The following is a 22,965-nucleotide window of genomic DNA, read 5'->3' on the forward strand; positions in this document are numbered from 1 at the left end:
AGTGTTAAACTATTCAAAATAATAATAGTTAGGGGCATAAGGTGGATACTAAAAAACTGGCAGTTTTTCTTGATTTGGCAAAGACACAAAATTATAGTCTAACTGCCCAAAGAATGTTTTTATCACAATCAACAATTTCAAAATACATCATGATCTTAGAAAAAGATTGGAAAGTTAAATTGTTTGTACGAGCTCATCGTCAAATCAAATTAACCCGTGTTGGAAAACTGATCTTGCCCAAAGTAAAAGATGTACTGGAAAAAGAGGCCGAACTAAACCAACTAATTGCAAGTGAAGCCTGGCTTGAAGAACGCCCCTTAGTTATTCAAGGACTGCCTTCTTTATCTCAATATCGAGCATTCCATATCATAACTGATTTTGCTAAACTTTATCCCAAAGTAAGATTACAATTTAGTGAAGAAAACGTTGATAAATTAGAACATTCACTTGATCAGAAGAATGTCGATATAGTATTTACAAGAATCTTTGATAATAACTTTCCATCTTATGATTTAATCGTTAACGAAATGGACAGACTTGTTGTGTTAGTTCCCAAAAATAATCATTTGGCAGATAAAGATTACATCACCCCTGACATGCTCAAAAGGGAATCATTATTACTTTTAAGTAACACAATAAGCATAAGTAATCCTCTTTATTCGGCTTTTCAAAGTCTGCAATTACAACCTCATGTTACTTACAATGGTCAAAGAATCGACTTGATTCTTGAAATGCTTAATCAAGGTGATGGTATTTCAATAGTAATGGACAAATCATTCGATCTTACAGGTTTTGAGAATATTAGAGTCGTACCACTTGTTCCCAAAATTAATAGCCAACTAGTATTCATGAAGCAACACGATAACACATCTAAAATTGTCGAATTATTTTGGAATTTTGCAATGACTGCCAACCATTCATTCACTAATAAATAAAACATCCTAAAAAAAGAATCACACCACGATCGGTATGATTCTTTTTTCTTTAATCTATTAATTACTTTCCTTTTCGTAAAAAAATCTTGCCAATAATGATGATAAAAACGATTTCAAAGGACTATATTTTAATTAGGATATTATCTTATATATGGATTTTTATTTAAGCAATTATTGCGTATTCATCGTTTTATTTATGTCACTGTTTTCAACGATGGAACCGTTTTTTCACAAGCCGAATTTGTTGCTTATAATATTAATTAATCATATGATAAATCTGTATATATTAGGGTTCTTATTATATGTTCTAAGGAGGTTTTTACCATGCTTACTTTGGGTTTAAGCATTGTCTCTTTGGCCCGTTTTCAATTTGCGATGACAACTGTCTTCCATTTCTTCTTCGTTCCATTTTCAATCGGAATGGGCTTTTTAGTCGCTATCATGGAAACTATTTACGCCGTTAAAAAAGACAAAGTTTATTTAGATATGGCAAAGTTTTGGGGAAAGATTTTTCTTCTAAGTTTTGCTGTTGGTATAGTTACCGGTATTATTCAAGAGTTCCAATTCGGTATGAATTGGTCTGAATACTCACGCTTTATGGGTGATGTATTTGGTGCCCCACTTGCTATTGAAGCTCTTCTTGCTTTCTTTATTGAATCAGTCTTCATCGGAATCTGGATGTTCACTTGGGATCGTTTCAAACCAGGTGTTCATGCGTTCATGATTTGGATGACATCTATTGGTACCATGCTTTCTGCTATTTGGATCTTGGCTGCTAATAGTTTCATGCAACATCCTACAGGTTTTAAAATTAATAATGTAACACATCGGATTCAGTTAACTGATTTCGGTGCTGTGGTTAGAAATCCACAACTTTGGAAAGTCTTCCCACACGTTATCCTAGCAGCATTCATGACTGCTGCTGTAGTTATCGCAGGTATGAGCGCTTGGGGTCTTTTACGCAAGAAGAAAGATGAAAATCACTTCTTCAAGACTTCATTGCGCTTTGGCCTATGGGCTAGTTTGATTTTTGCGCTTCTTTCAGCTGGTGCTGGTGATCTTCAAACTCAACAAATCATCAAAGATCAACCAATGAAATTTGCCGCTACTGAAGGTATTTACGAGGATACTAAGGATCCTGCACCTTGGACAATTGTCGAATTGATCGATGCTAAAGATCATAAGGCAAGTGGCAAGATTGAAGTTCCTGGTGTCTTAAGTATTTTGGCTTATCACAAACTCAGTGGTTCAGTTAAGGGTATGAATTCCATTAACAAAGAACTACATGCTAAATACGATAAAAAATTTGGTAAGGACATGAATTACTTTGTCCCACCTAAGACTTTATTCTGGAGTTTCAGAGTTATGACCGGTATTGATGCTTTAGTCATGCTGATTGCTTTAGTCGGATTGATCTTCTCACGTAAGAAGAAAGATACAATCGAAAATCACAAGTGGATGTTAGTTGTTCTTGGTATTGCTATCTGGCTACCATTCATCGGTAACTCAGCCGGTTGGTTCATCACTGAATTCGGTCGTTATCCTTGGATTGTTTATGGACTATTCACAATTGCTCAAGCTGTTTCACCAACTTCAACTGTTGCTAGTCTATTGTTCAGTAATATCGTTTACTTCTTATTATTCACACTTTTGGGTGGCGTTATGGTTTGGTATTGCAGACAAACACTTCATCACGGACCATATTATGAAGAAGTCGATTCCAAGCAAAACGTTGATCCATTTGCAAGGGAGGCTTTTGGAAAATGACTCTAAGTACATTATGGTTCATCATAATCGGACTCCTATTTTCAATCTTCCTCTTTCTTGAAGGTTTTGACTTTGGTGTTGGAATGTCAACTAGATTCCTAGCTAAAGATGAACAAGAAAGGGCTGCTTTAATGTCAACTATCGGTCCCCATTGGGACGGTAACGAGACTTGGTTAGTAACTGCTGGTGGTGCAATGTTTGCCTCACTACCACTTTGGTACGCAACCTTATTCTCAGGTTATTACATCCTCTTCTTATTAGTCTTAGTTGGTTTGATTCTTCGTGGTGTTTCATTTGAATTCCACAAACATGCCGAAACTAGAACTGGTAAAAATCTATGGATGTGGGCATTCTTTGCAGGTAGTATCATCCCACCATTCTTCCTATGTATGATTCTTTTGAGTATGGTACAAGGTGTTCCCATCAATGCTAATGGTGATGCCTTTCCTAAATTCTTCGATGTTGTCAATCTATTATCCGTTGTTGGTGGTGTTGCAGGTGTACTTCTATCACTTGTTCATGGCCTCAACTTCATCAGATTAAGAATTGAAGGACCATTACGTGAACGTGCTCGTAAATTGAATCAAATTCTATACCCAATTCTCTTCTTAGGTGAAGTTGTCTTTGCTGTCCTTGTATTCTTACAAACAGACTTCTTTACTAAGAGATTTGGAACATCTCTTTTCATTACAGCTCTAATTGTTTTGTTCTCACTATTAGGTTACTATGGAGTCCTAAAGGATAGAGAAGGCTGGAGCTTTGTTGGTAGTGGTTTATCACTCAGCATGGTCATTGTCTTATTGTTCAACGGACTATTCCCACGTGTCATGATTGCCACAAATCCAGCACACAGTATATTAATTAAAAATGCCGCTAATTCACAATACACGTTAACGATTATGACAATTGTTGCATGTATCCTGGTTCCAATTGTGGCTATATACTTCATCTGGTCATACTCTCTATTTACAAAGAGAATAAATCCAAGGGAAAATGCGGTGAAATATTAATGATTGATAAGCGTTTATTTCGCTTACCAGGAACAAAAAAACTTCTATTGATGCTTGCAGGATTAACTCTCTTGCAAGCATTTGTTGTTTTATTCCAAGGTAAGTATTTAGCAGAAGCACTAGTTAATTCGTGGGAACAAAAATCTTTACAGACCATCATTAATCCGATGATCCTGTTTGCAATTGCTTTTATTTTGAGGCACTTCTTTACACTAATTAATACCAAGATCGTTGAAAGCTACGCTAGTAAAACTTCTGAGAATATCCGTTCTCAGTTGCTAGACAAGGTTTACGACGCAGGACCTGAGATGATTTCTGATGAAGGTACTGGTAATCTAGTTACCTCTTCACTTGATGGAATTGATTTAGTCGAAAATTACTTCAAATTGATTTTTACCAAAATGATGAATATGTGCATCATTCCGCCTGTTTTGTTGGTTTACATTTATATGCAAAATATTGCTTCAGGAATCACTTTAACAATCATTGTTCCTCTAGTAATCCTCTTCATGATCATTTTAGGATTGGCTGCTCAAGCTAAAGCCGATTCTCAATACAAACAATATACGATTCTTTCAAATCACTTCTTAGATGCTTTAAGAGGTTTACCAACTCTAAAAATGTTAGGTCTAAGTAAGCGCTATGCTAAGAATATTTACACAGTTAGTGACGAATACCGTCGTCGGACCATGAATACCCTCAGAATTGCCATCCTATCGACCTTTGCCCTCGATTGGTTAACTACATTGGGTATCGCCATTTTGGCCGTCTTCCTCGGTTTAGGTCTAATTAACAACAGTTTTCCACTCTTCCCTGCCTTAGTAACTTTGATCTTGGCTCCTGAATACTTTTTGCCATTACGAGATTTTTCTGGAGACTACCACGCCACACTAAATGGTAAAAACGCTTTAAATTCTATTTTTGAAATTCTCGAACGTCCAAGTAAATCCGAAAGTACTGAACTTAAGGCCTTTGATTGGAATCAAGACTCACAAGTTAACATTCAAAACTTACAATTTTCATACAACGGAACTGGTCAAAATGAAGTCAGTCTGGATATTGATGAATTGAATCTTCATGGTTATCAAAAAATTGGTGTTATTGGTAAATCTGGTTCTGGTAAAACGACTTTAATCCGTACTATTGGTGGTTTTATCGTACCTGAAAAAGCTGACATTAAGATCAATCAGGAAAAAGTCACTAATTTCAAGCAAGCCAACTGGCAAAATAAGTTAACCTTCTTGCCACAAGATCCTTATCTATTCGCTGGCTCTATTGCTGAGAATATTGCTTTTTACCGTCCTGACGCTTCTCAAAAAGAAATCGAGCAAGCAGCTTCAGCTGCTGGTTTGGACGAATTCATCGCTACTCTCAATGACGGATATCAAACTCTTATTGGTGAAGGTGGACGTGGCATTTCTGGTGGTCAACAACAACGTATTATGTTGGCTCGTGCCTTTCTGGCTAATAACCGTCACGTTTTGATTTTCGATGAACCAACAGCTCACCTGGACATTGAAACTGAATATGCTCTCAAAAAGCCAATGGAAAAATTATTCCAAAATCATTTAGTAATTTTTGCTACTCACCGTCTGCACTGGATCAAGGAAATGGATTATGTCGTCGTTATGGACAATGGAACGATTGCCGAACAAGGTACTCCTAAAGAATTAGGTAGTCATAACGGTGCTTACTCACAATTAATCAAGAATATGCGGGGTGATCAACTATGAACTTTTTCAAAACATTCAAACATGATACTTGGGTCAAGCCTTACATCAAACAGTACAAGGGACTTTTGATTACCGCGCTACTTTTAGGACTATTAACATCCTTCTGTGCCGCGGCCTTGATGTTCACTTCTGGTTATACGATTGATAAGGCCGCTACTCACCCAGTCAATATTCTCTTGATTTACGTACCAATTCTTTTAACAAGAGCTTTTGGTATCGGACGCCCCGTCTTCAAATACATTGAAAGACTAAAAAGTCATAATTGGGTTTTGCGAGTTACTTCAGACTTAAGAACTAGACTTTATAGAACCCTTGAAAGTGATGCTTCTTTCTTTAACGAACACCACAAAACTGGCGATATCATGGGACTCTTGTCAGAAGACATCAGCCACTTACAAAATTTATATTTAAGAACTATTTTCCCAGCCGTTATAGCTTACTTGGTAACAATCATTGCTTCAGTTGCTTTAGGAATTTTCAATCCGTCCTTTGGTTTCTTCGTTTTCCTGTTGCTATTCGTCGAAGTTTTTCTAGTTCCACTTTTTTCTGTAACGATTGAAAGTGCCAGAAGGGCCTACCAAAAACAAGTCAAAAGTGATCTTTACGTTCAATTGACTGATAACATTATGGGTGTTGATGACTGGATTATTTCCGGTCGTAAAAAAGATTTTCGAAATTTAACTACTAAAAATATCAGTGACTTGGATAAGTCAAAAAATAAATCCAAGGCTTTCCGACGTAATCGTGATTTTGCTTTACAATTATTCTTCGTTGCTTTAGCGGTCTGCTTCTTAATCTTCACCAACCTAACTATGACGCACAATCAAGAACAGGCTAACTTTGTTTCAGCCGTTGTCTTAGCCATTTTCCCACTGTCAGATGCCATTATTCCTGTCAGCCAAGGATTTGAGGAATGGCCACTCTATAAGGATTCCATTCTTCGTTTAAACACACTGAAACCAATTCAAAATCATCTACCTGAACAAGTCGATTTGAAACCGGAAGACTTTCAAGAATTAAAATTGGATAAGGTTAACTTCGAATATGACGCTGACTCACCAATTCTAATTAAGAACTTCTCACAAACAATCACTCGGGGTGAAAAATTAGCTCTCTTAGGTCCTAGTGGGATTGGTAAAACAACCATCTTACAATTGATTCTCGGTGATTTATCGCCTCAAAAAGGGAAAATCACTATCAATGGTATGAACGTTAACAAGATTCAAAAGAATCGAGAAAAAATTTATTCGGTATTAAATCAGAAACCATTTCTATTCAATACTACCTTGATGAATAATGTTCGTTTAGGTAATGAGAATCGTTCTGACGCTGAAGTTAAAAAAGCTTTGGAACGTGTTGGATTAAAGAATTTAGTCGAATCATTACCTGATAAATACAACACCATTGTCGGCGAAAATGGCTCACACTTCTCTGGAGGTGAACAAGAAAGAATCGCCTTAGCACGTATTCTATTGCAAGATGCACCAATCGTTTTGCTAGATGAACCGACCGTTGGACTAGATCCAATTACTGAAAATGATTTGTTAAAGACTATTTTTGAAGTACTAGATGGCAAGACCATCATTTGGGTCACGCATCATTTACAAGGTGTTAACCACGTTGATCAAATTGTCTTTATTAATAGTAAAGAGATTGAAATGCAAGGTTCACCAAAAGAACTCTATCAAAATAATCAGCACTTCCGTGACCTTTATCAGATGGATCAGGGATTATAATCGTTATAACGTTACATTAGCTGATGAGAGTTTCTAATTAAAAAACGACCTCTGTTAAGTATTCGAAGTATATAACATGTACTCGAATCTCTTAATAGAGGTCGTTCTTTTTCATTCTTTAAATTTTACAATAACTATTTAACAAAACCAAATTTAGTCCAGAGCAACAAGAAAGCTGGCTCAGCCAAGTTTTCTTGTTGCGGAGGACGAGTCTACCACACAACACCATTAATAGTTCCGATACCTTTTTGAGACATTGGTTCACGTGATAGCGTCCTTAATTTATTGATAATATCATTCTGTTCCGGACTAAATTGATACTCCTTTTGTAATGCTACTTCTTGAAAAGTACCATTCATTTCCCTAATAGCATCAGAGATTTCATTATATTTTTGAGTTGTTTTTTCCGGCTTATTAATACTGTTATAAGCCGTTTGAATAAGAGTTTTAACCTCATTATTGGTTTCAACTGTTTTATTCAAATCCCCTAAAAGTCCGTTTACTTTTTCAATTAAAGCTAACTTCTTATCTTGGTTCATTATATTTTCCCCCGATACTATTTGATTCGATTAACCAATCGTTTAACTACTTCCATCAAAACACGACGACTAGCGTTTTTAGGTAGTTTATCGATTTCTTCCAAAGCATGCTGTGTAAATTGTTGAGCAATTTCTTTAGCACAATTTAAATAACCATCATCAATCACTATATTAGTTGCCTTCTCATCGTCGGAATCAGTTAACTCTTTTTTTGATAAAATTGCAATCAGATCTTTATTACCGGACTCTAAGCCTAGAATATATGGCAACGAATAAACACCATTACGCAAGTCCTCATGAACTGGTTTCCCGGTCTCTGCAGAGCTACTGAAATCAAGGATATCGTCGATTATTTGAAAGGCCATTCCGATATCGTGGCCGATTTCTTTACAGCGTTCAACTAATTCCTGGCTTCCACCACTGACAATAGCTCCCATAGTAGCGCTTAAACTGAATAGCTCCGCGGTTTTACCGGAAATTTCTTTTAAGTACATATCGGTAGTTGCCTTAACGTTGGAATTAATGCACATTTGATCTAATTCACCAATCAAGATGCGTTTCATACTCAATGCATTGTGCAGTATATCAGTATTTTTAACTAAGTTCTGAGATACTAATTCGAAGTATATCGTAAATAAATAGTCGCCAGCATAAATAGCATTTCTACGACCATATTTAGTGTGAATCGTGGGCTGTGATCTGCGCATTGGCGAATCGTCAATTACATCGTCATGAATCAAAGTAGCGACATGCAAAATTTCTAAAGATGCCGCTAATGGAATCAAATCCTTCGTTGATTTTTTCTCGCCACCAAATTCACTGAATAACAAGAAAAAGGCCGGACGCAACATTTTGCCACCTGAAGTTAAATCTATAATCATTGAACTAATGTCGAGATTATTTATCTTCACCATTTGATGAATATAATCTGTCGTTAAATCCAATTTCTCCCCTAGTTGAGGATAGCTTTTCCAAATTGAGTTCGCCATAAAATATTTATTACCCCTGTATCGCTTTGTTGTATTCCAAAATAATTCTATAATAGAACCTATCAAATCCAAAGGAATGATTTCTGTGAAACCTTCAGTATTTTTCGAGCTTGTCGAAATAAAAGCCAAGACCGCTAGTGTCTTCCCCTTCTTGATGGGGACTTTGTATTCATATTATCACTGGCATTCTATTAACGCTCTTGATTTGATTCTATTTTTTATCGCTATGTTTCTTTTCAATATGGCTGTCGATATCAACGACAATTATTGGGACTACAAAAACGCCACTGGTGATGAAAGTTTTCGTCGGAAAACTAACGTTATCGGTGTCAACCATCTCAATATCCATTTAGTCGGCTGGTTAGACTTTTCATTCAGTGTAATTGCCGCTATCATTGGACTTTTCATCGTCTATCGGACAGGCCTACCCTTATTATATTTAGGATTATTCTCATTTGCCGTTGGCTTCTGTTACGCCGGTGGCCCCTGGCCTATTAACCGTGGACCATTAGGAGAATTTTTCTCCGGATTTACTATGGGCTACGTTATTTATTTAATCGCTATTTATATCAATGTGGTACACAATCCTGGCGTCATTTTGAATTTTAAATTTTACGGTGATGCCTTACTTTCATCATTGTTAACTGTTTTTGCTATCTCTAATTTACTATTGGCTAACAATATTGCTGACGAACAAGAAGATATCAATTTAGGACGTAAGACATTAGTTTACTATCTAGGTAAAGCTAATTCGATTTTCATTCTCAAATCACTTTACGTTCTCGGTTATTTAGCTCTAGTTTGTTCAGTCATCTTGGGACTATTGCCCAAACTGATGTTATTAACTTTTCTAATAACACCTATAGTATACAAAAATGCCAAAGCATTCAGTCAGAATCCTATTAAGAAGAAAACCTTCCCCCTAATCATCAAGAATCTGTTACTGATCACTTTGGCAGAGACCGTTACATTTATTTTCGGTGTGATTTTTAATTTCTAATCAAGTAATTTGGCAAATCTATAAGTATCTTGAGCAATCATCAATTCCTCATTAGTTGGAATTGTGTAGGCTGTAACCTTAGAATCATCAGTGGTGATTCTATTCTCAGCACCATTTTGCTTATTCTTTTCTTCATCAATCTTAAGTCCCATATACTCAAGTCCACTCATAATATCTTCACGGACTTCAGTTGAATTTTCACCAACTCCGGCTGTAAAGGCAATGACATCAACGCCACCCATTTCAGCTGTGTAAGAACCGATAAATTTGAGAATACGATTACGATACATTTCCAAGGATAGCTTGGCACGTGTATTAGTATCCTCTACTGCTTCAATATCACGCATATCTGGTGAAACACCTGAAATTCCTAGTAAACCAGACTTGTGATTTAAAATGTCTATCATTTCAGAAATATCTTTAATTCCCAGTTTCTTCATCAAGAAAGGAATAATTGAAAAATCAATATCTCCACTTCTTGAACTCATCATGATACCGGCTAATGGAGTGAATCCCATTGAAATATCAAAAGCTTTACCATGTTTAATAGCACTAATTGAAGCACCACTACCCAAATGTAGAACAATAACATTTTTGTCATCGATACCGCCATCAACGATTTCATTCAAACGTTGAGCGATATAACGATGACTTGTACCATGTGCACCGTAACGGCGTACATGGTATTTTTTATAGTCTTCCAGATCAACACTGTATAAATAATTTGTTTCGGGAATATCGACGAAAAATGATGTATCAAAAACAGCTACTTGAATAGCTTTAGGAACCAATTTTTTGAAGACATCGATATAATAAGCCTCGACTTTATTGTGCAATGGAGCATATTCAGCCAACTCTTGAATCTTTTTCAAATTGGCATCGGTAATAATTTCTGATTTCTTGAAATACTCTCCACCAGCAACGACACGATGACCAAAAGCTACAATATCACTAAATTTTTCAATAATTTTCATATCTTTTAAGGCATCTAGGATTGATAGGACTGCAATATCATTAGATTTAATAGCTTCTTCACGTTGAATCTTTTGACCGTTATATTTTAATTTAAAGATTGACTTAGGCGTTCCCAAGCGATCAATCATTCCTGAAGCAATTGTTTTTTTCTCAGGCATTTCAAAAAGTTTCCATTTCAAAGTTGAACTACCTGCGTTTATAGCCATAATCTTCATACAAAAACTCTCCTTTTTTTGGTCTAGGTATTCTCTACAAATAGCTTTATATCAAACTTTACACCGCTATAAAAAAATGCTACTCTTTAGTAACTATTATAAGTCTTTTTATGGGGGAATTGATTCGTGAAATTTTTAGACATGCTACGCAAGATTGATGAGAAGCCAGAGGCCGATAAGACGGTTCCAGATTCTCCTAAAAGCGACCAAAATTCTGCTCAATCTCAAGCATCTGCTGACAATCAGTCGACTGAGGTTGCTAAGGAAAATGAACAAAAAGAGGAACAACTTCCTATGTCAGTTCATGACAAGCGCGTAAATATCGAAGAGCAAATGAATGATTTATCACATCAATATGCTCAATTAAGAAATGACTTAAAGACGAACCTTTTCTCTGAAAAAGATGATTTTGAAGCTAAGAAAGAAACCCTAGATAATTATCTTAAAACTTTAAAACGTGATGAAAAAGAATCAACCGAAAAGTTGGCTGATACTAAAGCGCAAAACGATGACGCCGCTAAAGAACATTTAGCCGTTGTGAACGCTGATCGCAAAGAACAAGAACAAAAACTCAGTGAATTACAAGAACAGTTAAATGACCTTAACACCGAGATTAACACAAAGACAGCAAGTTTGGAAACGCTTCAAACAAATCTTGCAAAAAATGAACAATCTGAAACTGACATGTCTACTTCCATCAAGGAAGAAAAAGATCTCCAAAAGATGATGGTCTTAATGGAGAAACAAAAAGAATCAATCGATACCCTTTACGCTGAACGTAAGGAACTCAAGGAACAAATCAATTCTGCTCAAGAGAATATTGCTAACTTAAACAGTAAAGCTGCTGACTTGAACAACCAAATTGGTGACATTAATAAGCAAATTGTTAACCTACAACAAAAAGCTCGCAACATTGATGATCAAATGAAGAATGACCATAATTATCGTATCGAAACGATTGCTGGCCTAGAGCGTCACATCCAAAGTCTTGATGAAGAACACAAGAAGATCGATGATGAATTAGCTGATGTCAATGGCAACATCGACTACTTGAGTAAATATATTAAGGATGTTTTCCATTCAGCATACTTAGTGCGTGATGTCTATTTAGATAAAGACAAAGAATATTACGTAACAGCTGATGATTTTGATTCCGATACCGCAAAAAATGATTTATTCGGTATGGTCAATTATCTTGAATCTAAATTACAAAAACCAGTTACCGTTGTATCAACCTTCTATGATAATCATGTTCATGAAATTATTGATAAGAAGGCTAAGGACCAACATATTGCTATTCCAAATGTTGTGAACTTATTCGATCAATTACAAAAGAGCGACAACCCTGATGGTAAGCATGTGGCAATTCCTGATAGTAGTGATTGGGTAACTAGAACTGATGTTGAAACACAAGATACTTTCATTTACGATAAGAAACAAAATCTGTTGATGACTGCTGAATACTTTGACAAGACAATCATCGACCGCATTAACTACTACAAGAACGATCAAGTTGTAAAAACTAATATTTACAATAGCCAAGGTCAACTATCTTCAATGCAAAACTTTAATAAGAATAAAGAGTTATCAGAACAGAACTTCTACCGCACTGATGGTTCAATCGTTCTTACAGTTATCTTTGAAAAGAACAAACCTGTTAGTTACCAACTATTTGATAAAAATGGTTTATTAGAACATGATTTCAATGAAAAATCAGAATTAATCACTTGGTGGTTGAAGAGCGTTGAACCAAATACAGAAAATGCTGTTTTCGTTGGTAATCATTCTGATCTCTTATATCAACTAGTTATTAGTGTTAACAAAATTGATAGTAAGAATACCGTTCTGTTGCTTCAAGATGTCGCCAAGAGGATCGACGATGTAATCAAGTTGCTAGATGAGCAAAAGGATATCACCGAACTATTTGTTCAAACTGAAGATGACTTACATGCTATCGAAAGTAAGACAAACCGTGATATTAGTGTCAGTGTTATTAACACCGCAAGCAACGGTACTTTATCATTACCTGAATCATTAAAAGTTTAATATTTTTGGGGGACTGTAACTACAGTATGAATGTGTGATATAGACACAATCTCTCCATTTAATTGTGAAAAGACCAAATTCATACTAAATGGATTTGATCTTTTTGTTATGATCACATACCTTTACAATTTGGCGAAAGTGGAAAAAACAATTATGAAAACTATATCTATTATCGTTCCGTGTTTTAACGAACAGGAATCTATCAATATTTATTATGACGCAATGACAAAAATTAAAAATCAAACCAATAAGTTCAAATTCGAATATTGGTTTGTCGATGATGGTTCTAAAGATAAGACTTATTCTATTTTAAAAGACTTACAACAAGACCATAGCGATGAAGTTCACTTCATTTCCTTCTCTAGAAATTTTGGTAAAGAAGCCGCACTTTATGCTGGTCTTAACGAGGTAACTGGTGAGTATGTCGCCGTTATGGATGTTGACTTACAGGATCCACCTGAAATGCTACCGGAAATGTTCGATCTCCTAGAGGAGAAAGAATATGATTGTGTCGGTACTGCTAGAATGGATCGTGAGGGTGAAAATAAGATTATCTCCTTCTTCTCCAATAGCTTTTACAAACTCATCAATAAAATGTCTCAGACTAAAATTATTCCTGGCGCTAGAGATTATCGTTTGATGACACGCCAAATGGTTGAAGCCATTAAATCAATGACTGAGTATAATCGTTTCTCTAAAGGCATTTTTAGTTGGGTTGGTTTCAAGACTAAGTACTTACCTTACAAGAACCGTGAACGTGTGGCGGGTAATACTTCTTGGAATTTCTGGAAACTTTTCAAGTATGCTATCACCGGAATTGTCGATTTCTCTGAGGGTCCCTTGATGTTCGCTACTTGGATGGGAACTATTTTCTCAATTACTTCAATCCTAGCTATCATCGCTATTATTATTCGAAAAATCATTAATCCTCTCAGCAGCGTAAATGGTTGGGCATCAATTGTTTCCATCGTTCTTCTTATCGGTGGGATACAACTGCTAAGTATCGGTATTCTTGGTGAATACATCGGTAAAATTTTTCTCGAAGTTAAAAAGCGCCCTATCTATATTGTTAAAGATAAAAAATAATAACTCAATGTCAGAATCTTGTGCGGTTCTGGCATTTTTTATTACAAAAAAATAGTTCAACCGTTATCACATGATAAGCGACAAATATTAAGATATAATGTTAGACGAATAGATCAAGGGATGGGTTAATAAAAATGAATGTACGGGATCAACAAGCTGAGAATACTAAGAATGCTATTTTACAAGTCGCTGCCAAAATGTTTCTTTCACAAGGATATCAAGCTACATCTACGCGTAAAATTGCTCAAGAATTAAATATTACTCAACCAAATATGTATCATTACTACAAGAATAAAAAGGTACTCTACATTAAGGCTATTGAATACTCGGTCAACAGTTTTAGCAAGAACTTGCTTGAGGAATATAGTCAACAAAAAGACTTGCCATTTGAAGAACTACTGCTTCATATGTCAAAATATATGATAGAGAATTTTAGAATCAATTATTTCGTTATGCGAAATGATATTGAAAACTTCTTTACTGTTGAGGAACGAACAAACATCAATAATAACTGGGATGGCGGCTATTATAAGGTGTTATTCAACATTTTTCAATCACATAAAAGTGAGCTACGTTCTGATTTAGCCATTCCCGTTCAAGTCGGAACTTTTCTAACAATGTTACTGCCTTACATTGAATATAACGATGCCAAAAGGAAGCGTAATATTGCTAACCTAAACACTGTTATCAATATTTTCATCAATGGCATCAAAAAAGAATAGGGGTCGATATGGAATTCATAACTCTGCTTGCATTGATGTTATTTCTCACATTAGTTGTTAGCCACATTTTCAATCGTCTGAACTTACCTGCCGTTATTGGGCAACTAATTTTAGGCGTTATTTTAGGTAAAGGTGTTTTGAACATTGTTAAAGCTGATAACAATGTTAATTTATTTGCCGAAATTGGTGTCATCTTATTAATGTTTCTAGCTGGTTTGGAGAGCAATTTGAAGTTACTAAGAAAGCATCTCGTACCCAGCATTACCGTAGCCATTTTTGGCGTTATCTTGCCGGTAGCTTTAACTTTAATGACTTCACTAATTTTTGGCATTAACTTCAAGGAAAGCATCTTTATTTCTGTTGTCTTTGCGGCAACTTCAGTTTCAATCTCAGTTGAAGTACTCAAGAGTCTCAACTACCTATCCAGCGCTTCAGGAACCGTTATTTTAGGCGCTGCAGTGGTTGATGATATCTTGGCCATTTCTATTCTGAGCGTTATGTCAGGAACTTTAACTGGCGCTTTCTCTATGCAAAAAATCTTGATGCTATTGGGCCTTTGGCTTCTCTTTGGTATTTTGATCGTCGTTTTACACAAATGGGTCATCCCCCAAATAATTCATTTAGCTGATTATATTGAGGCCACCCAAGCACCAACTATTTTTGCTTTAGTAATTTGTTTTGTGATGGCTTATATTGCTGACAAAGTTGAATTGGATGCCGTTTTAGGTGCTTTCGTGGCCGGAATTGCTGTTTCTAATTCAAAGTATTACAAGGAAAAAATTGGAAGTAATATTGAAGCTATCGGTTATAGTATTTTTATTCCCGTTTTCTTTATTAGTATTGGTCTCAATCTTGAATTTAGTAGTTTCCTTAAGGATTTCTGGTTGATCGTATTCTTCACTATTACAGGTGTCATTGGAAAATTATTCGGGGCCGGCTTTGGTGCTAAGTTGTCAGGATTCGATTTGAAGGATTCTTATGTCATTGGTTCCGGAATGATTTCCCGTGGTGAAATGGCGTTGATCATTGGTCAAATAGGATTTAGCGCTCATTTGTTATCTGAAGAATACTACTCCGCCGTAATCATTAGTGTCATCTTGATTACGATTATCTCACCATTTTTCCTCAAGCACTCTATCAGCAAGAATCCTCTCTAGCCTTATAGTTACCACTAAATCAATGTACGAGATATAATGATACCGTAAACATTTAATTTCGAAACAGAAGGAGAAGGTTAATTATGGCACACATTTTAGTACTAGGAGCTGGTTACGGTGGTTTAAGAGCTGCACGTGATCTGGCCAAAAGCACTCCAGCAGGAACACAAATTGATTTAATCGATAAAAATGACAAGCATGTAGAAAAAACTGCTTTGCATACTATTGCAGCCGGCACTAATCGTGCTGATGCAATTAGTTTTGATATCCGTTCGGTTCTACCTTCAAATGTTAACTTCATCAAGGCAACTGTTTCTAAGCTTGACTTAGATAACAAAACAGTTGAGTTCTCAGACCACGAGAACATTACTTATGACTATATCGTAGTTTCCCTAGGCTTCCGTTCAGAGGACTTCGGACTTGAAGGTGCTAGTGAAAATGCCTTGATCCTTCAAGATTTAGAATCAGCACAAAATATCTATAAGACAATTAATAAAAATATCGCTAATTACAAAGAATCACAAGATCCTAAAGATCTCAGCATTATCGTTTGTGGTGCCGGATTTACTGGAGTAGAAATTCTCGGTGAATTAGTTGATACCGTTAAGATTCTTAAAGCAAAATATGACGTACCAGAAATCAAAGTAACCTGTCTAGAAATGGCAACAAGAATCCTACCAATGTTCGACGAGAACCTTGCTAGCTATGCCGTTGAATATCTAGACAAGAACGGCATCAAACTCTTAACGGGTGCAAAGATCAAGAAGATTGAGAAACAAGCCGTTGTCTACATGGATGGCGATACAGAAAAGAGTGTTGAAGGAAGCACAATCCTTTGGACAGTCGGAGTTAGTGGTAGTGACGTTATCACAAATTCAGGTATCGAAGCCAGAAGAAATCGTGTTATGACAACCGAATTCCTCAACTTAGAAGCACATCCAGAAGCATACTTTATCGGTGACGATTCCGCTATTATTCCTAAGGGTGAAAAACGTCCATATCCAACAACAGGACAATTAGCCACAGCCGAAGGAGCCGGAGCAGCCTTCAATATTGCTGCAGCTTTAAATGGCAAAGATTTGAAACCATTCGTTTACAAATCAATGGGTACCGTAGCTTCATTAGGTCAAAACCATGGTATTGCCGAAATTACAGGCAAGAACTTCAAGTTCAAAGGTTCAATTGCATCACTATTGAAGCATCTATCAGCAGATAGAGGAATCATGGAAATTGCCGGATTGAAGACCGCAATTAGAAAAGGAACTATTTAGAAAGAGAGTGAAACAGGGGCGGTCAGCCCACGAGGATTTGCCTAAGAATTGAAATTATCCGCTGAATTTGCGGATAATTTCAGTTCTGTAGCAAACCGCAATGGGGTCCCCTGTGGAACTCGTTTCCACTATATTGCCAATAACAGTGGTTATTCTCAATAAAAACAATAGTTATCAAAATAAGCTGGACTCCTCAAAAATGGAATCCAGCTTATTTTTTGCTTTACCCATAATCGAATAATATACTGACCTTGAATAACTCCAAGGGATGTGTAGATTATGGCAATCAAGAAGAATCAAATATGTGTCATCTGTGGCAATCGTTTCACAATCACAGAAGGATTATTTTTAAGAGATTTGAGTGACCTTTTAAAGGAACAAGTAATACAAACTAACAAATACGCAAAAGAATCATCTTTTATCTGCCTTAAAGACCTGCAAAAGCTACGTATTGATAGAATGCAAAAAACTATCGATCAAGATTTAAAAATTGACCACCAAATGTCTGACCAACTACAAAAAGAGCTCGAAAAAAATACTTATGTTATCAAAAATATCAACGATACTGTCTATGGAAAAAGGACTCGCGGTCAAAAAATGGCCGACGCAGTTGCTAAATTCGGTGGTAGTTGGCAATTCATTATTACCTTCTCAGTTATTATCATTCTTTGGATGACAATCAATATAGTGCATCTCTTTGGCGTTAATTTTGATCCCTATCCATTTATACTACTGAACCTATTTTTAAGCTGTGTGGCCGCCATACAGGCCCCTATCATCATGATGAGCCAAAATAGACAAGCTGATCGTGATCGCTTCGATTCCGAGAATGATTATCGTACTAATACTAAATCGGAAATGGAGATTCGAATCCTTCACGAAAAGATGGATCAACTCAACGAAGTTCAATGGCCTCATATTTTGGACATTCAAAAAATGCAGATCGAAGTCTTAAGTGAAATTGAAAACGAGATTCAATCATTAAAAACAGAGAAACAAGCACAAGAAAGTCGCTCTACTAGGCATTCCCACAAATAAAAATACGTGTCGAAGAGAACTCAAAAGTTCAATTCAACACGTATTTTTTAGTTATTAATAGTCCTTTTAATTCCAATATTATTTTTAAACAGTTTCTTCAAAACTACAATGATAATTGTTGCCATAACCGATACGAAAATAATGGTAAAGACGGCACCTAAAATTTGAATACTCAATAATTTAATCCCACCGCCGTAAAATAACCCGTTAGTTATAACGTTATGGTTGACCGATTTAGTAGCAAACAATCCTACTGCAATGGATCCAATAATCCCACTAATACCGTGACATCCAAATATATCCAAATAGTCGTTTAAATGTAATTTATATTTGAGATAATTCATAAAGTAAAAACTACCAATAGCAGAAATAATTCCAATGATAAAAGCTCCCCAAATAGTCACATAGCCAGTTCCTGGGGTAACACCAACTAATCCACAAATACTACCAGTACAAATTCCATTAACGGTCACATGAGATTTATACTTATCTTCCAAAGCGACCCACATTACTAGGGCTGAACAGGCAGCTATGGTCGTTGTAAAGAAAGCATTGAGAGCTTGATTATTCAATTGCAAAGCACTGCCTGCATTGAATCCGTACCAACCGATCCATAGTAAAACTGTCCCCATCAAGATCCACATTGTATTACCTTTTGCGTGCTCATTGTTATATTTATAAGGCTCACGCAACATAATAGCCAAAATCATCGCTGTAATTCCGGCATCGATATGAATAACCGTTCCACCAGCAAAATCCAAAACTCCTAGTTGAGCCAAGAAACCACTAGGTGACCAAACAATATGAGCCAGTGGATAGTAAATTAACAACGACCAACAAATAACAAACAAAGCAATGAATTTGATTCGTGCCCTACTTGCCATAGCACCAAGGAAAAGAGCTGGCGTGAGGATCGCAAACATCATCTGAAAGAGCAAATAAACCGAAGTTGGTAAACCTGTGGTTCCAAAAGTAGACGATAAGTCTAGCCCTGATAAGAAGAGATGTTTAAAGTTCCCAATAATGCCTAGGAAGTTGCCCTCAAAGGAGGCAGAAAAACCAATTGCCACCCACAACAAGCCAGCTATACCAAACATCAAAAAGCTATTAAAAAGGATCCGATTAACGTCCTTCTCTGGTACAAAACCGCTGTAAAAGACTGCAATTCCGGGGACCATTATCCAAACTAACATGATGGCTAAAACCATGAAATCAAGTGTCATAATTATCACATTCTTTTTATTTAGTAGTTCTCTCTCTATTTTTCAAGTATTATATTACGATTTTTATTTTATGTATACCAATTTACATTTATTAATAAGCGTTAAAATTTTTAATTATTATTGGAACAATTATAATAGGGGCGTATTAGCGAATGAATAATTTCTAAATATAAAAATATTCATTCAAAACAAAGGAGCGATAGCCATGGAAAAGAGAAAGTCATCATTTTCCTTACTAGGTATGTTGATTACCCTCGGTATCGTCTACGGCGATATCGGAACCTCACCTCTTTATGTTATGAACTCAATCATAAATGATGCTGGTACTATGGCTGATGCTAAGCCTGAATATATTTTAGGCAGTGTCTCACTAATTTTTTGGACACTTATGCTCATTACCACTATCAAGTACGTTTTAATCGCTATGAAAGCTGATAACAACGAAGAAGGTGGTATCTTTGCCCTTTATGCTTTAGTTCGTACTAAAGGGAGATGGTTGATCATACCAGCTCTAATTGGTGGTTCCGCTCTTTTAGCAGATGGAACCTTAACACCAGCCGTTACCGTGACTTCAGCGATTGAAGGTATCAAAGGCCAACAGTTTGGTAATATCGTATTCTCCAGTAAACAATCATCCGTTTTGATCATTGTTACAGTAATTTTATTAACTATTTTTATTATTCAAAAGTCTGGAACCGATCGAATCGGTCGTTCATTCGGCCCTATTATGTTTATTTGGTTTAGTTTTATCGGTATTGCCGGCTTTCTAAATTTAACTAATGACCTCTCAGTTTTAAAAGCACTCTCACCTGTTTATGCAATTGAAGTTCTCTTCAGTCCCGTCAACAAGGTTGGCATCTTTATTCTCGGTAGTGTCTTCTTGGCAACTACCGGTGCTGAGGCGTTATACGCTGACATGGGACAAGTTGGTAAACATAACGTGTATGCTACTTGGCCTTATGTATATGCAATGTTGATGTTAAATTATTTTGGACAGGCTGCTTGGGTTATTAATAATTATCAAAATAAAACTTATAACGGTATTTCCGGTATCAATCCGTTCTACGAAATGTTGCCTGGAGACTTCAAAGTCTTCGCCATTGTGATTGCTACAATGGCCGCTATCATCGCTTCTCAAGCTCTGATTACGGGTTCATTCACACTAGTTCAGGAAGCCATTGGCCTGAAAATTTTACCCCGTTTAAAAGTAAAATTCCCTGGAAAATTTGAAAGTCAGCTCTACATCGGTACTATCAACTGGATGTTATGCGCTATAACGATAGGCATCGTCTGGGGATTCGGTTCTTCAGAACATATGGAATCAGCCTATGGTTTGGCAATTACTTTGACAATGCTAATGACCACCGTTCTATTGCACCAATTTTTGATCATGAAAAAGCATCGTCATTTTGCCAATATCTTCATGGTTTTCTTTATCGCTCTAGAGGGACTATTCCTACTCTCCAGCTTGATTAAATTCGTTCATGGCGGTTATGTAACGGTCATTATTACCTGCGCTATTTTGGCCATTATGATTATTTGGTATTTTGGAAATAAACGTCGCGATGCTTACCTAGCTGAAAGTGAAAATGTCTCTTTACTCGACTATCTTCCTCAATTGGAAAAATTGAGTAAAGATTCTTCAATCCCAACTTATGCTACTAATCTTGTTTACATGATCAAGTTAAGTGAAGATTACACCATCAAACGGTCCGTCATTTACTCAATTTTAGATCAAACACCGAAACGTGCTCGAGTCTATTGGTTCATCACAGTTAACCAGACCAATGCACCATATGAATGTAATTACACTGTTGATATGATGCATACTCGTAACGTTGTTAACGTTCATTTGAATCTCGGCTTCAAAAAATCACAACACGTTAATATTTACATTCGACAAATCATCAATGCCCTAATCAGGAAACATATTATTGATGATCAAACACCTAACTATTCAATGGTTCCTAATCGTCATGTTGGCTCTTTTAAATTCATTATTCAGAATCAACAGTTCCAAGACTTAGGCGCTCAGGAACAGATGAACAGTCTCGATCGTCTCTTGATTGGTGGAAGACTATTACTACAAAATATCACTATTTCACCATCACTTTGGTTCGGTTTGGAATTCAGTGACGTGGTCGAAGAAAAAGTTCCACTATTCCTTGGTAGTCAAACTGATGAATATCTAACTGAAAAAGAACTTAAAAATGATGTAAAATCATAAAACAATAAGGACAAGTAATCAAGATATGATTACCTGTCCTTATTTATTTTTATTCGATGACTTCTGCACCTAAGCAATTCTTGAAATGATTTAAAGCCCAATCATGACCTGCTTGATTGAATGAGGCTACACCTTGTTCGTGTACTATAATTTTGTAGTTTAAATTGTAAGCATCAACCGCAGTGTGCAAGACACAAATATCCGTACAGACACCAACCAAATGTAAAGTATCAATCTTTCTTTCTCGTAAACGAAGATCCAAGTCAGTTCCTGCAAAAGCACTATAACGAGTCTTATCGAAAAGTTTTACCTTCTCACCATCGTTATGTCCATCGTACCAATCCTTAATTCCACCGTACAATTCACGTCCCCAAGTTCCACGCACATTATGAATTGGGAATAATTTAGTTTCTGGATGATAAATATCATTAGGTTTATGAACATCAGTTGGGAACCAAATCCAATCACCCTCTTGATACATTTTTTCAGCCAAATCAAAGATTCTAGGCTCAATCTCTTGACCTGGTTTGCCGCAAGTTAAAGCACCCTTGTCAGCAACAAAATCGTTCGTATAATCAATAACTAATAAAGCTTGGTGTGAAGACATAGTATTCTCCTACTTTCTTCTTGTTATTTACTTACATTGCGATTATTCAAAATCTTCCTTGTGAAGTCAATTTATTCGCTTAATCGTATAAAATCAGAGGCCGATGCATATGTTATAATTTCCCTAATCTAAGAATTAGGGGTCTTAATATGCATAAAAATTATCGTGAACCCATCAAGATCAAATACCTCATTATCGCTCTTATTGGTGTCGTGATTTTTGCTGCTGCACTTTCCTTTTTCACACTCAGAAGTTCTAACACGACTACTGCCAATAAACCTAAAGTTGAATACACTAAGGTCAAAAAAGATTTGGATCAAAAATTCAACGGTAATGGTAAAATTGCTTCTATCAAGCAAGAAGACAATATCAACGATAAAAACAGCAAGAATCCTCATACAGTCATTCTAGTAATTTTGACGGATAAGCAAACTCAAAAGTACCTCAAGACAACTTATGAAGCTGTTCAGAATGATAAATCTTCTCGTGACCAACAACTCTATATCGCTTCTATCCAAAAAATTATTTCTGATGAGGCTAAAAAGCTACACAACAACGATGACGTTATTCAATTCGTCTACAAAGATAACAAGAGCTATGTTCCCGTCGCTAGTTCGCAAAAACATCGTAATTTGATCAAGCCTGTCAAAGTTTCCAAGTAAAAAAGAGATATAACCTGTTCGAATGGA

General features: G+C 36.2%; 19 protein-coding genes. 14 read left to right on the top strand and 5 right to left on the bottom strand.

The window, feature by feature from the left end; translation table 11 throughout:
- Window positions 1-41 precede the first annotated feature (41 nt).
- The 5 genes from FC97_RS00830 (at window position 42) to cydC (ending at window position 7,181) form a co-directional block, all read left to right on the top strand.
- Window positions 42-935 (top strand): LysR family transcriptional regulator, encoded by an 894-nt coding sequence (locus tag FC97_RS00830; protein WP_054642716.1) that lies wholly within the window; start codon window positions 42-44, stop codon window positions 933-935.
- 324 nt (window positions 936-1,259) lie between these two features.
- Window positions 1,260-2,702, top strand: a complete 1,443-nt coding sequence (locus FC97_RS00835; RefSeq protein ID WP_054642717.1) for a cytochrome ubiquinol oxidase subunit I — start codon at window positions 1,260-1,262, stop codon at window positions 2,700-2,702.
- Window positions 2,699-3,712, top strand: a complete 1,014-nt coding sequence (gene cydB, locus FC97_RS00840; RefSeq protein ID WP_054642718.1) for a cytochrome d ubiquinol oxidase subunit II — start codon at window positions 2,699-2,701, stop codon at window positions 3,710-3,712. The genes FC97_RS00835 and cydB overlap by 4 nt, the downstream gene beginning before the upstream one ends.
- Window positions 3,712-5,445 (top strand): thiol reductant ABC exporter subunit CydD, encoded by a 1,734-nt coding sequence (gene cydD, locus FC97_RS00845; protein WP_054642719.1) that lies wholly within the window; start codon window positions 3,712-3,714, stop codon window positions 5,443-5,445. Before cydB ends, cydD begins: the two co-directional genes overlap by 1 nt.
- On the top strand, window positions 5,442-7,181 hold the full coding sequence (gene cydC / locus FC97_RS00850; protein WP_056967639.1) for a thiol reductant ABC exporter subunit CydC: 1,740 nt from the start codon (window positions 5,442-5,444) through the stop codon (window positions 7,179-7,181). The genes cydD and cydC overlap by 4 nt, the downstream gene beginning before the upstream one ends.
- A gap of 212 nt (window positions 7,182-7,393) precedes the next feature.
- Here cydC and FC97_RS00855 read toward each other — a convergent pair whose 3' ends face one another.
- Together FC97_RS00855 and FC97_RS00860 are read right to left on the bottom strand one after the other, a co-directional pair.
- On the bottom strand, window positions 7,394-7,720 hold the full coding sequence (locus tag FC97_RS00855) for a bacteriocin immunity family protein (protein ID WP_054642720.1): 327 nt from the start codon (window positions 7,718-7,720) through the stop codon (window positions 7,394-7,396).
- A gap of 17 nt (window positions 7,721-7,737) precedes the next feature.
- Window positions 7,738-8,709 (bottom strand): polyprenyl synthetase family protein, encoded by a 972-nt coding sequence (locus tag FC97_RS00860; RefSeq protein ID WP_056967641.1) that lies wholly within the window; start codon window positions 8,707-8,709, stop codon window positions 7,738-7,740.
- Between the two features lie 85 nt (window positions 8,710-8,794).
- Here FC97_RS00860 and FC97_RS00865 point away from each other — a divergent pair, with 85 nt between their 5' ends.
- Window positions 8,795-9,709, top strand: a complete 915-nt coding sequence (locus FC97_RS00865) for a 1,4-dihydroxy-2-naphthoate polyprenyltransferase (RefSeq protein ID WP_087882333.1) — start codon at window positions 8,795-8,797, stop codon at window positions 9,707-9,709.
- Here the strand turns inward: FC97_RS00865 and FC97_RS00870 are convergent.
- On the bottom strand, window positions 9,706-10,899 hold the full coding sequence (locus FC97_RS00870) for an acetate/propionate family kinase (protein ID WP_056967642.1): 1,194 nt from the start codon (window positions 10,897-10,899) through the stop codon (window positions 9,706-9,708). The genes FC97_RS00865 and FC97_RS00870 overlap by 4 nt on opposite strands.
- Window positions 10,900-11,025: 126 nt before the next feature.
- Here FC97_RS00870 and FC97_RS00875 point away from each other — a divergent pair, with 126 nt between their 5' ends.
- The 6 genes from FC97_RS00875 to FC97_RS00900 all read left to right on the top strand — a co-directional run bounded on the left by FC97_RS00875 (window position 11,026) and on the right by FC97_RS00900 (window position 18,219).
- On the top strand, window positions 11,026-12,945 hold the full coding sequence (locus FC97_RS00875; RefSeq protein ID WP_054642724.1) for a coiled-coil domain-containing protein: 1,920 nt from the start codon (window positions 11,026-11,028) through the stop codon (window positions 12,943-12,945).
- A gap of 153 nt (window positions 12,946-13,098) precedes the next feature.
- Window positions 13,099-14,031, top strand: coding sequence for a glycosyltransferase family 2 protein (locus tag FC97_RS00880; RefSeq protein WP_054642768.1), 933 nt, complete (start codon window positions 13,099-13,101; stop codon window positions 14,029-14,031).
- A 134-nt stretch (window positions 14,032-14,165) separates the two neighbouring features.
- Window positions 14,166-14,753, top strand: a complete 588-nt coding sequence (locus FC97_RS00885) for a TetR/AcrR family transcriptional regulator (protein WP_054642725.1) — start codon at window positions 14,166-14,168, stop codon at window positions 14,751-14,753.
- A gap of 8 nt (window positions 14,754-14,761) precedes the next feature.
- Entirely contained in the window at window positions 14,762-15,910 is a 1,149-nt protein-coding gene (locus FC97_RS00890) for a cation:proton antiporter (protein WP_054642726.1), read from the top strand.
- An 83-nt stretch (window positions 15,911-15,993) separates the two neighbouring features.
- Complete coding sequence (locus tag FC97_RS00895) at window positions 15,994-17,181, top strand: NAD(P)/FAD-dependent oxidoreductase (protein ID WP_054642727.1); 1,188 nt, start codon at window positions 15,994-15,996, stop codon at window positions 17,179-17,181.
- A 279-nt stretch (window positions 17,182-17,460) separates the two neighbouring features.
- Window positions 17,461-18,219 (top strand): DUF1003 domain-containing protein, encoded by a 759-nt coding sequence (locus FC97_RS00900; RefSeq protein ID WP_054642728.1) that lies wholly within the window; start codon window positions 17,461-17,463, stop codon window positions 18,217-18,219.
- 47 nt (window positions 18,220-18,266) lie between these two features.
- Here the strand turns inward: FC97_RS00900 and FC97_RS00905 are convergent, their stop codons facing one another.
- Entirely contained in the window at window positions 18,267-19,442 is a 1,176-nt protein-coding gene (locus tag FC97_RS00905; RefSeq protein WP_056967645.1) for an ammonium transporter, read from the bottom strand.
- Between the two features lie 205 nt (window positions 19,443-19,647).
- On the opposite strand from FC97_RS00905, the gene FC97_RS00910 reads away from it, so the two are divergent.
- Window positions 19,648-21,669 (top strand): KUP/HAK/KT family potassium transporter, encoded by a 2,022-nt coding sequence (locus tag FC97_RS00910; protein ID WP_054642729.1) that lies wholly within the window; start codon window positions 19,648-19,650, stop codon window positions 21,667-21,669.
- Between the two features lie 49 nt (window positions 21,670-21,718).
- On the opposite strand, the gene FC97_RS00915 is transcribed toward FC97_RS00910, so the two are convergent.
- The gene (locus FC97_RS00915) at window positions 21,719-22,276 is read right to left on the bottom strand and encodes a cysteine hydrolase family protein (protein WP_054642730.1); all 558 of its coding nucleotides are present in this window, start codon (window positions 22,274-22,276) and stop codon (window positions 21,719-21,721) included.
- Window positions 22,277-22,425: 149 nt separating this feature from the next.
- On the opposite strand from FC97_RS00915, the gene FC97_RS00920 reads away from it, so the two are divergent.
- On the top strand, window positions 22,426-22,938 hold the full coding sequence (locus FC97_RS00920) for a hypothetical protein (protein ID WP_054642731.1): 513 nt from the start codon (window positions 22,426-22,428) through the stop codon (window positions 22,936-22,938).
- Window positions 22,939-22,965: the final 27 nt, after the last annotated feature.

This window comes from Companilactobacillus kimchii DSM 13961 = JCM 10707 (assembly GCF_001435445.1).
GTDB classification, from domain to species: domain Bacteria; phylum Bacillota; class Bacilli; order Lactobacillales; family Lactobacillaceae; genus Companilactobacillus; species Companilactobacillus kimchii.